Annotated in this window: 14 protein-coding genes and 2 pseudogenes; 12 read left to right on the forward strand and 4 right to left on the reverse strand. The window is 55.7% G+C overall.

The window, feature by feature from the left end; all coding sequences use genetic code 11:
• Nucleotides 1–151: 151 nt before the first annotated feature.
• From rnk to AC13E3_RS03200, 4 genes are all read left to right on the forward strand, one after another.
• Nucleotides 152–538, forward strand: a complete 387-nt coding sequence (gene rnk, locus AC13E3_RS03185; RefSeq protein WP_405418111.1) for a nucleoside diphosphate kinase regulator — start codon at nucleotides 152–154, stop codon at nucleotides 536–538.
• Nucleotides 539–551: 13 nt separating this feature from the next.
• A complete protein-coding gene (gdhA, locus tag AC13E3_RS03190) occupies nucleotides 552–1,898 on the forward strand; it encodes an NADP-specific glutamate dehydrogenase (protein ID WP_405418113.1) in 1,347 nt (448 codons plus the stop codon).
• A 90-nt stretch (nucleotides 1,899–1,988) separates the two neighbouring features.
• A complete protein-coding gene (locus AC13E3_RS03195) occupies nucleotides 1,989–2,924 on the forward strand; it encodes a DMT family transporter (RefSeq protein ID WP_053113909.1) in 936 nt (311 codons plus the stop codon).
• A gap of 98 nt (nucleotides 2,925–3,022) precedes the next feature.
• Nucleotides 3,023–3,325 carry a monooxygenase gene (locus AC13E3_RS03200; RefSeq protein WP_008177357.1) on the forward strand — a complete coding sequence of 101 codons (303 nt, stop codon included), beginning with the start codon at nucleotides 3,023–3,025 and terminating at the stop codon, nucleotides 3,323–3,325.
• A gap of 66 nt (nucleotides 3,326–3,391) precedes the next feature.
• On the opposite strand, the gene AC13E3_RS03205 is transcribed toward AC13E3_RS03200, so the two are convergent.
• Nucleotides 3,392–4,288, reverse strand: a complete 897-nt coding sequence (locus AC13E3_RS03205) for a LysR family transcriptional regulator (protein WP_008177359.1) — start codon at nucleotides 4,286–4,288, stop codon at nucleotides 3,392–3,394.
• A 144-nt stretch (nucleotides 4,289–4,432) separates the two neighbouring features.
• Here AC13E3_RS03205 and AC13E3_RS03210 point away from each other — a divergent pair, with 144 nt between their 5' ends.
• The 8 genes and pseudogenes from AC13E3_RS03210 to AC13E3_RS03245 all read left to right on the forward strand — a co-directional run bounded on the left by AC13E3_RS03210 (nucleotide 4,433) and on the right by AC13E3_RS03245 (nucleotide 11,994).
• On the forward strand, nucleotides 4,433–6,412 hold the full coding sequence (locus tag AC13E3_RS03210; RefSeq protein ID WP_008177360.1) for an alkyl/aryl-sulfatase: 1,980 nt from the start codon (nucleotides 4,433–4,435) through the stop codon (nucleotides 6,410–6,412).
• Nucleotides 6,409–7,347: a GMC family oxidoreductase gene (locus AC13E3_RS03215; RefSeq protein ID WP_008177363.1), complete on the forward strand. Its 939-nt coding sequence runs from the start codon at nucleotides 6,409–6,411 to the stop codon at nucleotides 7,345–7,347. The genes AC13E3_RS03210 and AC13E3_RS03215 overlap by 4 nt, the downstream gene beginning before the upstream one ends.
• Before the next feature lie 47 nt (nucleotides 7,348–7,394).
• A pseudogene (locus AC13E3_RS03220) lies at nucleotides 7,395–7,541 on the forward strand (transposase); the annotation flags it as partial.
• Between the two features lie 6 nt (nucleotides 7,542–7,547).
• Nucleotides 7,548–7,904: a transposase gene (locus AC13E3_RS03225; RefSeq protein WP_008177365.1), complete on the forward strand. Its 357-nt coding sequence runs from the start codon at nucleotides 7,548–7,550 to the stop codon at nucleotides 7,902–7,904.
• Nucleotides 7,905–7,990: 86 nt separating this feature from the next.
• Complete coding sequence (locus AC13E3_RS03230) at nucleotides 7,991–8,416, forward strand: hypothetical protein (protein ID WP_482901701.1); 426 nt, start codon at nucleotides 7,991–7,993, stop codon at nucleotides 8,414–8,416.
• Nucleotides 8,417–9,010: 594 nt separating this feature from the next.
• On the forward strand, nucleotides 9,011–10,534 hold the full coding sequence (gene ltrA / locus AC13E3_RS03235; RefSeq protein ID WP_482901702.1) for a group II intron reverse transcriptase/maturase: 1,524 nt from the start codon (nucleotides 9,011–9,013) through the stop codon (nucleotides 10,532–10,534).
• 80 nt (nucleotides 10,535–10,614) lie between these two features.
• A pseudogene (locus AC13E3_RS03240) lies at nucleotides 10,615–11,238 on the forward strand (transposase); the annotation flags it as partial.
• Nucleotides 11,239–11,331: 93 nt separating this feature from the next.
• Entirely contained in the window at nucleotides 11,332–11,994 is a 663-nt protein-coding gene (locus AC13E3_RS03245; RefSeq protein ID WP_008177369.1) for a GMC family oxidoreductase, read from the forward strand.
• 234 nt (nucleotides 11,995–12,228) lie between these two features.
• On the opposite strand, the gene AC13E3_RS03250 is transcribed toward AC13E3_RS03245, so the two are convergent.
• Genes AC13E3_RS03250 through AC13E3_RS03260 form a run of 3 tightly spaced genes read right to left on the reverse strand, consistent with a single transcriptional unit; the run spans nucleotide 12,229 to nucleotide 13,838 of the window.
• Nucleotides 12,229–12,684 carry an SCO family protein gene (locus AC13E3_RS03250; RefSeq protein WP_227507855.1) on the reverse strand — a complete coding sequence of 152 codons (456 nt, stop codon included), beginning with the start codon at nucleotides 12,682–12,684 and terminating at the stop codon, nucleotides 12,229–12,231.
• Nucleotides 12,685–12,701: 17 nt separating this feature from the next.
• Nucleotides 12,702–13,058, reverse strand: a complete 357-nt coding sequence (locus AC13E3_RS03255; protein ID WP_053113384.1) for a DUF3703 domain-containing protein — start codon at nucleotides 13,056–13,058, stop codon at nucleotides 12,702–12,704.
• 57 nt (nucleotides 13,059–13,115) lie between these two features.
• A complete protein-coding gene (locus AC13E3_RS03260) occupies nucleotides 13,116–13,838 on the reverse strand; it encodes a cytochrome c biogenesis CcdA family protein (protein WP_008173647.1) in 723 nt (240 codons plus the stop codon).
• Nucleotides 13,839–13,849 lie beyond the last annotated feature (11 nt).

Raw genomic sequence — 13,849 nt, forward strand, 5'->3', positions numbered from 1 at the left:
GCTGATAACCGTCTTGACTGACTGAATAGAGAGAATCGAGACTCTATTCGGCTGGATATTGTGGATACGTTCTCGGGCCGAACTGTGATTCGACGCGGCGGGGTCACTTGCTCAAAACACTTCTGCCGCGCAGACTCCTAGAGGAGTCGGTATGTCCGAACGTCCAGCTATTTATGTCTTAGAACAGGATTTTGATCGTTTATCTGCGATGTTGGAGAAACAGCTACATGGCACTGAAACAGCCGAAGCGCTTGCGCTCGAGCTTGATAGAGCAACTCTGGTTGATGCCGAAAAGCTGCCTTCCGGCACCGTCACCATGAATTCTCTGGTCCATTTTAAAAATGAGAGTAACGACGCTGAGTACACGAAGAGACTCGTGTACTCGACCCCGCGAGACGGAAGCGAGGAGTGTGTATCCGTCCTGGCTCCGGCGGGCACAGCCTTGCTGGGTCTTCGGGTAGGCGATCGTATTGATTGGCCTTTGGCTGGAAAGAACCAGCTGCGTCTGAAAATTATCCATGTGACTCACGCAAACTGAACGAGGAAGATGCATGCACCAGAAAGCCCCCCTTGACCAGCTGTATGAGCAGGTCGTCCTGAGAAATCCCGCGGAACCTGAATTTCATCAGGCCGTTCTGGAAGTTCTCGACTCGCTGGCGCCGGTGATTGCCAAGCATCCCGAGTATAAGGAAGCGAAGCTCCTTGAGCGTATTTGCGAACCAGAGCGGCAAATCATTTTCCGGGTCCCCTGGGTGGATGACTCTGGCACCGTGCAGATCAACCGGGGGTTTCGCGTTGAATTCAACTCGGCCCTTGGACCCTACAAGGGGGGCTTGCGTTTCCATCCTTCCGTCAATCTGGGCGTGGTGAAATTTCTGGGTTTCGAGCAGATCTTCAAGAACTCTCTGAGCGGTATGCCGATCGGCGGAGCCAAGGGTGGTTCCGACTTTGACCCTAAGGGCCGATCTGACAATGAGATCATGCGGTTTTGCCAATCCTTCATGACCGAACTGTACCGGCATATTGGCGAGTACACCGACGTGCCAGCAGGCGACATCGGCGTAGGAGCCAGGGAGATTGGTTTTCTGTTCGGGCAATACAAGCGCCTCACCAACCGTTACGAATCTGGCGTGCTGACCGGTAAAGGCCTCGGATGGGGCGGTGCTCGAGTGCGCAAGGAAGCGACAGGTTACGGAACGGTTTATTTTGTCCGGGAGATGCTGGCAGCTCAAGGTTCCGATCTGGAGGGCAAGGACGTGGTAGTTTCCGGCTCCGGGAACGTCGCAATTTATGCGATGGAGAAGGTTCAGCAGTTTGGGGGCAGGGTGATCGCCTGCTCCGATTCCAGTGGCTACGTTTATGACCCGGCCGGAATCGATGTTGCACTGGTTCGCCAGATCAAGGAGACGGAACGCGGCCGAATCAGCGATTATGCCGCCCGGCGGCAGAATGGAAGCGATTACGTGCGCGGGGCGTCCATTTGGGAATTGCCCTGTCAGGTAGCCCTGCCATGCGCCACCCAGAACGAGGTGACCGGGATCGACGCGAAGGCGTTGATTCGCAATGGCGTCCTGGCGGTTGCTGAAGGTGCCAATATGCCGTGCACTCCAGACGCGGTGAAGTTGTTCCGCGACGCCGGCATTTTATTTGGTCCTGCAAAAGCGGCTAATGCCGGTGGCGTGGCTACCAGCGCGCTGGAAATGCAGCAGAATGCCTCCCGGGACTCCTGGAGTTTCGATTACAGCGAACAGCGCCTTAAGGACATCATGATCGAAATTCACCGCTCCTGTTTTGAAACCGCTGAAGAATACGGCCGGCCGGGAGACTACGTGTTTGGTGCCAATACGACAGGGTTTTGTCGGGTGGCTGATGCGATGTTGGCGTTTGGGGTTATTTAAATAGTCTGGAGGCGCCTTCCGTTCGTGTAGCGCAGGCCTGCCCTTTGCCGCGGCGGGACTAAACGGGGTATTCATTAATTCAGAGGTAGCATGACTTCAGTATCGAGATCCGGAGTCTTTTTACTATCCGCAGCGTTCTCCGCAGTTTTTATGGGAACGATCGGTGCCATTTCGGTCTATGCGGGGGTGGGGGCCGAGACGGTTACCTTCTATAGGCTCTTCATTGGGGCCGTTTTGGTGGCGGTTTATCTGCTGGCAACCAGGCAACACAGCAAGATCTTTATGTGGCCCGGTATGAAGGTGTTGGTAACCGGTGCTTTCCTGGCGGGTTTCGTGATGTTTTACATCCTGGCAATGGATTACACCAGTATGGCGAACGCTGTTATGGTGCTTTATCTGGCACCAGTGACGGCCTCTGTGGCGGCTCATTTCTTTCTCGGAGAGCGCCTCACCTCGGCCAGTGTTGGATTGGTCGGATTCGCGCTGCTGGGCTTCGCCATGATGATGGAATTCAACTTCAACCTGAGTGGACGGGCAGAAGAAGCCATCGGTCTGGCCTATGCTTTCTGCGCCATGCTCTGTTACTCGGCGTTTATGTTAACCAATCGTTCCATGGATGACCGTGTTCATGTGTTCAGCCGCAGTGGTTACCAGATGCTCGCTGGTGCTTTGTGCATGTTGCCGCTGGTGCTGCTGGAGAGCGAAGTCATTTCCGGCGCGCAGTGGGGGTGGTTGATTGCTGCCGGTATTCTGCCGGGTTTCCTGGCCATCCTGTTGGCCGTTATCGCTCTGAGGTCTCTGCCCGCGGCCACGTTCGGCACCCTGGCTTATCTGGAGCCCATTACCGTTGTGGCGCTTGCGTGGATACTGTTTGATCAGGGCCTGAATAGCCTCCAGCTGGCCGGCTGCGCCCTGATCATTCTGGCGGGTATTGCGCAGGCGTTGCTGCTGAACCGACGTTCAGAAGCTGAGGAGATACCGGGAGTGCTTGCGGATCTGGATTCCACGGTGTCGGGAGAGAGTTGAAGTTCCGGGAAATGGCTTGTGGGCCAGAAAATGACGCCTGCCTGCACTAGTGTGGGTTAGGGCTATGATGCATTGATGAACTCAGGAGGACGTGAACGATGAGAACCCTGCTACAGTTGGATTTTCCTTACGACGGCCCGTTTGGCGATGAGATGGCGAGTGCGATGGCCGAGCTTGCCGAGTCTATTGCCAGGGAGCCGGGGTTTCTCTGGAAGATTTGGACAGAAAATCCCGACTCCTGCGAGGCGGGCGGTATCTATCTCTTCGAAGATGAGAGCAGTGCAAGGGCCTATCTGAACAAGCATACGGCCCGGCTGAAAGAATTCGGTGTGCCGAAGGTCAACGGCAAAGTGTTCCAGGTGAACGAGGCCCTTTCCGCCATTGATCACGGTCCGGTCTGAATCATGTTGGCCCCTGCTTCACAAACCTGGCTTTCTGGAATGCGCCTTAAATGCCATGTTCCTGGTTCATTTCAGTTTTGCGAATTCCAGAACCATGGAATGGAACTTGGCTGCCGCCGGTGAAAGCGGCCTCCCGCAACGCTGCAAGACACCATAGCGGGTCCGAAGAGTCTCAATCCCGGATACAGAAACGGTTGTCACCTTTCCGCTATCAAGCAAATCGGCCACTATAGGTCTGGGTGCGATACTGATGGCCTTGCTGCCAGTAACAATGGCCGCAAGCATGGCAATATTGTCGCACTCGATTCTTCGTTTCAGCCCCCCTTGTTGCGCGCTCATGGCCTGAATATTCCGTTCCATATCTTCAGGAACACGTGTCATGGCTATTGGATAATCGAGTAAATCTCCCCATACCACCCCCGTCGCCTGAGCCAACGGGTGATCATGACGACAAAACACAACAACTTCGGGCTGCGGCAAGTGGGTTATTTCCAGATCGGGATCGCCAGACAACTCGCCGGTATCGGCCACAAAGAGCTCTATCTCATGGTCCAACAGCGCAAGGCGTAAATCCTGCCAGTTATCTGTCCGAATGTTGAGGCGGATTCCCGGATACTGATCCACAAACCGGGCACAGACCTTATCCATCAGTGCCAGCGCCGGGTAGGGGCCGGTTCCGATATTCAATTCGCCTGTCTCAAGCTCGTCGATGGCCTCGACTTCCTGTCTTAAAGATTCTGCCGCTGCCAGCAGGCCCCGGACGTGGGGTAGAGCGGCTCGCCCGTGCGCGGTCAAAACCACCCCGAAGCGCCCCCGATCGAACAGTCTGGCCCCGAGTTGGCGCTCCAGTTCCTGGATGCTGCGACTTAAAGCCGGTTGAGACAGGTGCACGACTTCCGAGGCGCGGGCAAAACTGCCGCACTCAACTAACGCCATGAAATGCCGGATGTGTCGTGTGTCCATGGCACTATATCTATGCGTTTTGCGCATATTAAGTCAAGAAACATTGCATTGGATGAACGGAACACCTCGCTTCAAACTGCAGTTACGTGGCGCACGATTCGAAACCAACAAAACCCAGGTGCCGCCAAAAAGAGGAGATTCCGCATGCTACCCCTATTCAAGAAGGCCATGCTGACAGCGTTCGGTGCCGGTTTACTGTTCCCGATGATCGCTCAGGCCGAAACCTCCAAGCCGGCAACGGACGTGACGGCACAGTTAAACCAGGCGGTACTGAATGAGCTGCCGTTTTCCGATACCCGTTCGTTTGAGGACGCTCGCCGTGGCTTCTTGGGTGCGTTGCCTGATGGCAGGGTGCTGGATAATGAAGGTCACGTGGCCTGGGACATGGCGCCCTACGCCTTCCTGCAGGCCGATGCCGCTCCGGATTCAGTCAATCCAAGCCTGTGGCGCATGGCGCAACTGAATGCGATCCATGGGCTGTTCGAAGTGGTCGAAGGCATGTACCAGGTCCGCAACATGGATCTGTCCAATATGACCATCATTGAGGGTGACAGCGGCCTGATCATCATCGACCCCCTTCTGACTCCCGCGACGGCGAGCGCCGGTCTGGAACTCTATTACCAGCATCGAAGCAGAAAGCCCGTGGTGGCAGTGCTTTACACACACAACCATGCGGATCATTTCGGGGGTGTGAAGGGTGTCGTTAATGAGGAGGATGTTCGAGCCGGGAAGGTCCGGATCTATGCTCCAGAGGGGTTTATGGAGCATGCAATTGCAGAGAATGTGATTGCCGGCAACGCCATGACCCGTCGCGCCACCTACCAGTTCGGCGCTGGTTTGACTCCGGGCGTGAGAGGTCATGTCGACACCGGGCTTGGCAAGGCACTGGGTAGCGGTGGGCTCAGCCTTATTGCTCCCACCGATACCGTGCCTGACAACGCCAACCTGACCATCGATGGTATCGAGATTGACTTCCAGATGGCGCACGGCACCGAAGCCGAATCTGAGATGATGATGTATTTCCCTCAGTTCCGTGTGCTCAACACCGCCGAGATCACAAGTCAGCACCTGCATAACATCTACACCATCCGCGGAGCCGCCATTCGCGACGCCAGTTCCTGGTCCAGGTTTATCGACAAGGTACTGGTTCGCTTCGCTGATCGCACGGACATTCTGGTGGCCCAGCATCACTGGCCGATCTGGAACCCGGAAGACATCACGCATTTTCTGGAAGTTCAAAGGGACCTGTACAAGTATATCCATGATCAGACGGTTCGTATGATGAACCGTGGCATGTTGCCAGGCGATATTGCTGAAAACCTGCAGTTACCTGAAAGCCTGAACCAGGAATGGTCAGCGCGCGGTTATTACGGAACCGTCAGCCACAATGCCCGCGGTGTATATCAGCGCTACATGGGTTGGTATGACGCCAATCCCGCCAACCTTAACCCTTTGCCACCTCGTGAAGAATCGAGACGCACCATCGACTACATGGGCGGTGAGGCAGAAGTGCTCCGAAAGGCCCGCGAAGATTTTGCGGACGGCGACTATCGCTGGGTTGCATCAGTGATGCGAGATCTCGTGTATGCCAACCCTGAAAACCGTGAAGCGCGCGAACTGGGCGCGGACGCTCTGGAGCAGCTTGGTTACCAGGCCGAGGCGGGCACCTGGCGTAGCGCCTACCTCGTTGGTGCGCACGAATTGCGCCACGGCCTAATCACGCCGAAACATGTGGGGCTGCAGCCAGACCTGATGCAGGCACTGCAAATCAGTATGTTTTTTGATTCGATGGCAGTAAGGATTGACCCGGAAAAAGCCGCCGGAGAGCATCTGGTGATCAACTGGTCTATTACCGACCAGGGTGAGGATTATCGGCTGAACCTTCAGAACGCCACGCTGACCCATCGGTCGGGGGAGCTGGACGAGCGTGCCCACGCCAGTGTGAGTATGCACCGAGCGGTACTGGATAATATCCTTCTTCAAAAAACCAGCTTCCCGGAGGCGGTGGAGTCTGGCGAGATCCAGGTCGAGGGGGCAGTGGATGCCTTCTTTGGCCTGCTGCAAATGCTGGAAAAACCACCAGCAAACTTCTCCATCATTGAACCGGTGGGGGAAAAACCGTGAACGAGAATTTTGATTACATCGTGGTCGGTGCCGGCTCTGCCGGTAGCGTACTGGCGGATCGGCTTTCAGCCGATGGCAGATACTCGGTCTGCATACTGGAGGCGGGGCCGGGTGGGGATTCGTTCACGATCCGGACGCCGGGCGCCTTTGCCGCCCACATGTTTCTCAAGAAGTACAACTGGGCATTCAACGCCAGGCCCGACCAGAAACTGCGAGATGGTGAGCCCTTGTTTACCCCCAGGGGAAAAGGGCTTGGTGGTAGTTCGTCAATAAACGGCATGCTCTACGTGCGCGGTCAGAAAGAGGACTACGACGAGTGGGAGGCACTCGGTAATGAAGGCTGGGGCTATCGGGAGATGTTGCCTTACTTCATAAAATCGGAACACCACGAGACGCTTTCCGGAACCCCTTATCACGGCAAAGGTGGCAACCTTCACATCAGTGCACCGGAAACAGCGGAGTACCCGATGTCCGAAGCTTTCGTAGATGCGGCACGGCAGGCCGGTTTTCCCTGCAACAGCGATTTTAACGGCGCCAACCAGGAAGGCGTGGGCTATTTCCACCTGAACATCAAGAATGGCCGTCGATTCGGTGCCGCCGACGCCTATTTGAAGCCGGCCATGACTCGCCAGAACCTGACTGTATTCACCGACGCACAGGCGAAAAAAGTGGTGTTCGAGGGCAAACGGTCTGTTGCGGTAGAGCTCCGCCACAAGGGCAGAGATCGGGTGTTGCGGGCAAACCGGGAAATCATTCTAAGCGGTGGAGCGATCAACTCGCCCCAGTTGCTTCAGCTTTCCGGCATCGGAGACCGCGACATCCTGGAAAACCTGGGTATTCGGGGCCTGCACGAATTACCGGGAGTGGGTAAGAATCTTCAGGAGCATGTGGACGCCTGCGTCCTGGCCCCCTCTGTCAGCCTAGTTGTCCAGTAGGCGGTTTCGTCTGAATTTAACCAATCAGGGGCGGCATGGGAGCATTCATGCCACGTTATTCCGAAGAACGAAAAGCCGCAGTGTTGAAGAAACTATTACCTCCGCAGAACCGAAGTGTCGTGTCGGTGGCGGCGGAGGAAGGCATATCGGATGTGACTCTGTATAGTTGGTTAAAACAGTGTCGACAACAAGGAATGCCCGTGCCAGGTAATCGCAATACCGGGGAAGACTGGTCCCCCGAAGCCAAGCTGGCCGTTGTAGTGGAAACGGCCTCGATGTCTGAAGCCGAACTTAGCGCCTATTGCCGCGAGAAAGGCTTGTATCCAGAACAGGTACAGCGCTGGAAAGAAGCCTGCCTCCAGGGTGCTGGCATGCAGGAAGACCGGGATAAAGCGGCTCAGAAGCAGAAACGAGAGTCCCGGAAAACCATCAAAAAACTGAAGGCGGAAGTGCGCCGCAAAGACAAGGCTCTGGCTGAGACCACCTCATTGCTGGTGCTGTCAAAAAAGCTCGAAGCCTTGTACGGCGAAGATCCGGACAGCAGCGAGGACGACTGACGCCGCTGGACGAACGTGCAAGGCTCCTGGAGCTGTTTGATGAAGCCGTTGCCGGTGGTGCAGCCCGATATAAGGTCGCAGAGCTGGTGGATATCAGCGAGCGCACATTGAAGCGCTGGCGCAGTCCCGGCGGTCGGGTGGCTGAAGATCGCCGTCCTGATGCGGAGCGGGTTGAACAGCCCCATAAACTCACCCAGGCCGAGGAGTTGGCCATTCTGAGTGCTTGCAATCAACCTCAGTACCGGAGTTCGCCACCGTCACAGATCGTGCCGTCACTGGCTGACAAAGGGGTCTATCTGGCCTCTGAGTCGTCGTTTTATCGGGTACTGAAAAAGCACCAGCAACAGAATTATAGGGGGCGCATGAAGCCGCCTCGCAAGGTACCGGAGCCAACGAGCTTCACCGCGACAGGCCCGAATCAGGTGTGGAGTTGGGACATCAGTTACTGTGTGCCCGGAGTCCAGGGCGAGCATGGAAGCTCAAATGGACCACGAGTCTATCTGGAATATTGAACCGGTGCTTCATGAGGAAGTAACGAACCAATCCCACCTACTGTGAGGGTGGTGAGCCTGAGCGGCAGTGACCTGTGGTATGCCCACAGGGTGATGTAACCCGCTGACAACGGGGATTGAGGCGAGGTCACTAAGCCAAGATGATCCTCAAGGCTGAGTGTTGAAAGGCTGAAGAACATGAACCCATTCATCCGCCTCTGTGGGTTGAAATGTCACCACGGCTTACGTGACCTGATAAGCCGTACGGGAAGGTTGGGCAGCATGACATATAGGCGCTGCCGAACGAAGAAGCCTGAACTAGTAGCTAGGGCTTTGGCACAGCAGTATCCATCACAGAACGGACTGCTGCTTCCTGTCGACTTGCGGCAAGCAAGGGTAAAGAGTGCGATGGGCAGCCTCCTCAGCATGCTGGAGTCCAGATAGGTAAACCGGGGAAGGTCGATATCGGATGCCAAGGGGGCATGACCCCGAAGCCGAATTGACTGGCGGAGCTCCCGTAGTAGTCCGCGATGGGGAAAGCCCATTACATGGCGAAGGGGAGCAGTTTAGATGTGTTTGCCAAGCAAACTACCTGACCAAACAAGGTGAAGACCTTTGATAATCAGCGAAATGCAACGCAAGCTAGCGACTTGGACAGCATCCGACCCCACCCGCCGGGTGGACAGGTTGCTGCGCCTGATAGCACAGCCTGACTGGCTCGCAGAAGCGGCTCGGATCACTCTGTCTTCCAAAGGTGCAAACACGCCGGGGATAGATGGAGAGATCAAGCTGACTGTGCAGGCCAGACTGCCGGCCATTCTGAAACAAATCAGGCACGATTTACTCTCTGATGCTTATCAGCCGTTACCGGCTCGAAGGGTGTATATCCCGAAGGCCAACGGTAAGCAACGGCCACTGGGTATCCCCACCCTGCGCGACCGCATCGTTCAACGGGCCATGTTAATGGCGATGGAGCCAATGTGGGAGAGCGATTTCCATACGCTTTCCTACGGGTTCCGACCGGAACGGAGCGTCCACCACGCGATCCGTACAGTGAAACTACAACTGACGGATAACACGGAAACGCGCGGACGCTGGGTCATCGAAGGGGATCTGTCCAGCTACTTTGATACCGTGCATCACCGGCTTCTGATGAAAGCTGTACGCCGCAGAATCAAGGACCGAAGGTTCCTGAATCTTCTTTGGCGATTTATCAAAGCCGGCCACATCGATGCAGGTCTTTTCCGGGCAGCAAGTGAAGGCGTACCTCAGGGCGGTGTTATATCACCGCTGCTGTCGAATATCATGCTGCATGAATTCGATCAGTACCTGAACCAGCGCTACCTTGGCAAGAAGGCCCGGAAAGATCGGTGGTACTGGAACTATAGTATCCAGATTGAGCGGAGCACAGCCATCCGAGAAAACTGGCAATGGAAGCCAGCTGTCGCCTACTGCCGCTATGCCGATGACTTCGTCGTTATCGTCAAGGGCACCAAAGCTCAGGCAGAAGCGATCAGAGAAGAATGCCGGGAAATGCTGGAAGGAACTCTCAAGCTGACACTGAACATGGACAAAACCAAGATTACCCATGTGAACGACGGCTTCGTGTTCCTGGGACACCGTATCATCCGCAAGCGGAGCCGCTATGGCGACATGCGGGTGGTGACGACGATCCCCCGGGATAAAGCACGCAACTTTGCAGCATCCTTAACCGCCAAGCTGTCAGGTAATTATAGTGAAAGCAAAATCGACATGGTCGAATCCATCAACCGAAAGCTGAAAGGCTGGGCGGCGTTCTATCAGTTCGTCGATTACAAAGCGAAAGTCTTCAGCTACATCGATGGTGTCGTGTTCTGGAAACTGGCCCATTGGCTGGGCCGCAAATATCGCTCCCGGCTCAAACCGCTGATGCGTCATTGGTTCAAAGCCCCGGCTTCAGGTCAAAGTAAGACTTGGGTGCTGTATGGCAGAACCAATCAGGGACTGTTCAGTGGAGCCATTCTGTACCGACTCGTCGGTCACGGGAAAAAGCGATTCCGTTGGCGTCTTCCGGAGGGTAATCCCTACCTGAGGACAGAACCCAGAAACACTTGGACCTCGCGCTTTCCTGAGGTCGCTATGGCACTGTCCAGCGTTTAAACGGAGAGCCGGATGCGCTGAAAGGTGCACGTCCGGTTCGGAGAGGAGAGGCAGGGAAATAGTCCGACTACGCCCTGCCTCTTACTCTACGTCCGTCCGCGGTGCGTGGCCAACATTGGTATCTGTACCTGATCATGGACATCTACAGCCGCAAGATCGTTGCCTGGGAAGTCCATGAAGCGGAATCCGGTGATCTGGCCCGAAGGCTGGTTGAACGTGCCCTGTTGCGGGAAGGGTGTTGGCTTGACCCACCGGTCCTGCACTCTGATAACGGCGCACCAATGACGTCCTATACACTCAAGGCTCGCCTGGCAGATCTGGGCATGTTGATGTCCCACAGCAGGCCGAGAGTCAGCAACGATAATCCATACTCGGAGTCGTTGTTCCGGACGGTCAAATACTGCCCCGAGTGGCCGTCAAAGGGCTTTCAGTCGCTCACGGCCGTGCGTGACTGGATGCTCGCGTTCGAGGATGCCTATAACGAACAGCACCTGCACAGCGGTATCCGGTTCGTGACACCGGCGGATCGCCACCGTGGCACTGATTACGAACGCCTGGCACACCGGAAAATGGTTTATGAAAGAGCAAAGCGCCGGAATCCACGGCGCTGGTCTGGCCCCACCCGAAACTGGGAAGTGACCGGACCGGTATCGCTTAACCCTGGCAAGTTGCAGGAAATTGAGCGCAATAAACTGGCCGCTTAAACGTGGTCATTTGGACAACTGGGTTGAAAATCGCCGCTGGTCTCAAGCAGGAAGAACAGTGGCTTCACTGCCTCGTTCGGTGGCCTGCTGAAAATGCTCCCGGATACCATCCGATACTTCCTCAGTAAACGGGGCAAGCTCGCTAAATCCATCACCGAGGCTGGCGGTTTTATCAAATCCAGTGACAGCGTTAATCGCCCGGATGTTCAGCTCCACATGCTGCCGCTGCTGTTTGATGATAGCGGTCGGGACCTGAAACTCATGTCCAACCCCGGTTATTCAGTGCATGTCTGTGTGCTGCGGCCGAAGAGCTCAGGCAACGTAACCATAACGTCGGCCGATCCGTTTGCGGCGCCGGAAATCGACTACAACTTCTTTGCCGATCCCGATGACTGCAAAGCCATGGTCGATGGTATCCGCCAGGCCCGCCGGATTCTCGCGGCGAAGGCCTTTGACGATTATCGGGGTGAGGAACTCCACCCGGGTGCAGATCGCCAGTCCGATGAGCAGATCATCGAAAAGGTGAAGGAAAAGGTGGGCCTGGTATACCACCCGGTGGGCACCTGCAAAATGGGAACTGACAGGATGGCGGTCGTGGACCCACAACTCAGGGTGCACGGACTCGAAGGCCTCCGTGTGGTGGACGCGTCCATCATGCCACGGCTGATTAGCGGCAATACCAACGCGCCTACGATTGCCATTGCCGAAAAGGCTGCTGACATGATTCTCGAAAAGGCGGAGGGCTGCGATATCTGATTGTCAGCTTATAAACAAAAGCGAACATTCGAGTCAGAGCTTTCCTCCAGAGCCTCCAGTCATTCAGTAATCCTCTTCAAGCAGGCCAACAAGGTCCTGCCGAATGGATTGAGCGCTTAAATCTTCCGGCCGGATAAGCAGGCGAGGATTACCATCACGATCAAACACATAGACTGCACCGCTGTGAGTAACGGCATAGTCACCTTCTGCGTCCGGTTCTTCATGCCCGAACGTCTACCGGTATCGCTGGGTAAGCGTGCGGAGGTCAGAGGCGTTGCCGGTCAGCCCGATGATTTTGTCACCAAAAAAATTGACGTACTCCGCCAGGCGTTCGGGTGTGTCGCGCTGAGGATCGACACTGACGAACAACGTAAGTACTTCCTCCTGATTTTCCGTGCTCAGCCCGCTGACGGCCTGGCTGAGTTTTTGCAGAGCAGTGGGGCAAACATCAGGGCAAGAGGTAAATCCGAAAAACAGCATTCGTACCTGACCACTGTAATCATCGCCTGAAACCCGTGTTCCCTGACTGTCGATCAAATCGAATTCAAGCTTGGGCATCACGCCGCTGATTTCTGTCCCGTGCCAATCCGGCGGATCATCGCCCATGCAGCCAACAAGGAGGATTGCCAGCATCATCATTGCAATGGATGCAAAGCGCTTTGCGTGGTGTTGGAAGCAGGGTTTGATCATCAAGTGGTGTCCTTCAATTACGTGTTGGAAGGATTCTGGTGTCCCAGAACAATCGCCAAGTCTTCCGGCACCGCCATCGGTTCAAATGCGCTGACGTTGGCAAGTCCCGTATTGCCGACAGGAACCCGGATTCGTGAAACCAGCAACGCAGCGAAGGCCCGAGCCAGCTGACCGAGAACCTCGCGAGCATCGCGCGCGTGCCAGCCAAGCCGGAGCATGCGCAAATGTGTTGTCGTGTGCGCTAACGCGAACTTCTGGCTCAGAATATGAGCCCGTTCAAGATGTCTGAACGCTGTAGCGACATCGCCCTGATTGTCAGCATCAGCGGCTGCTGCCGGTTCTGTCAGATAGAACGTCTTGAGTTCACTGTTCACTGCTCAGTTCTCCTGCCTTATCGGCCAGCTAAGTTGTGGGCAAAGATTTGCCCGGGATCAACCGAGTCTTCCGAGTACCGGAAATGCGGATAACATCCATGATGCAAACCGGGTCATCTGTCCCGTCAGCACCATTACCCCCATAACAACCAGAACCAGCCCTGCCAGGATTCTCAGTGACTGACTCCAGCGGCTCATCCAGCGCACTCGCGCCCGAAAGTGCTTAATAAATAAAGCCGTTGCCAAAAATGGAATTGCCAACCCCAGCGAATAAACGGCCAGGTACAGCATGCCGGTTTCAGCATTCGCATGGGTGGAACTGAGAGCCAGGATAGCGCCCAATATCGGGCCAATACACGGTGTCCACCCGACGGCAAAGGCCAAGCCGAGAAGGAACGCTGCCGTGGGCCGTCCACCCTCAAGGGTTTGCCCAAAGCGCCAGTCGCGCTGTAACGCGGGCATGCTCCACCAGCCCAGCATAAATAGCCCCATCAGCACAATCAGAATGCCCGCCACCAGATTGGCTTCCTGCCGGTAGGCCATCAGCCACTGACCGAGCAGACTAGCGCTGGCACCAAAAGCGATGAACACTACACTGAACCCAAGGACAAAACAGATACTGAGCCACAGAGATTGCAGTCGACTCGAACGGTCTGTGACAGTGCCGCCCGTAACGACCGATAGATACCCCGGAACCAGCGGCAGAGTGCAGGGTGAGAAAAATGACACCAGGCCGCCAAAAAAAGCAGCCAGCATTCCCCATGTCGCAAGATCTGGCATTTCCGTGAGTC

Source organism: Marinobacter sp. L-80, from assembly GCF_056859395.1.

Bases quoted from the DNA above. Each gene is read 5' to 3' on its own strand.
- rnk (WP_405418111.1), top strand. From the start codon at position 152: ATGTCCGAACGTCCAGCTATTTATGTCTTAGAACAGGATTTTGATCGT.
- gdhA (WP_405418113.1), top strand. From the start codon at position 552: ATGCACCAGAAAGCCCCCCTTGACCAGCTGTATGAGCAGGTCGTCCTG.
- AC13E3_RS03195 (WP_053113909.1), top strand. From the start codon at position 1,989: ATGACTTCAGTATCGAGATCCGGAGTCTTTTTACTATCCGCAGCGTTC.
- AC13E3_RS03200 (WP_008177357.1), top strand. From the start codon at position 3,023: ATGAGAACCCTGCTACAGTTGGATTTTCCTTACGACGGCCCGTTTGGC.
- AC13E3_RS03205 (WP_008177359.1), bottom strand. From the start codon at position 4,288: ATGGACACACGACACATCCGGCATTTCATGGCGTTAGTTGAGTGCGGC.
- AC13E3_RS03210 (WP_008177360.1), top strand. From the start codon at position 4,433: ATGCTACCCCTATTCAAGAAGGCCATGCTGACAGCGTTCGGTGCCGGT.
- AC13E3_RS03245 (WP_008177369.1), top strand. From the start codon at position 11,332: ATGCTCCCGGATACCATCCGATACTTCCTCAGTAAACGGGGCAAGCTC.
- AC13E3_RS03250 (WP_227507855.1), bottom strand. From the start codon at position 12,684: ATGATCAAACCCTGCTTCCAACACCACGCAAAGCGCTTTGCATCCATT.
- AC13E3_RS03260 (WP_008173647.1), bottom strand. From the start codon at position 13,838: ATGCCAGATCTTGCGACATGGGGAATGCTGGCTGCTTTTTTTGGCGGC.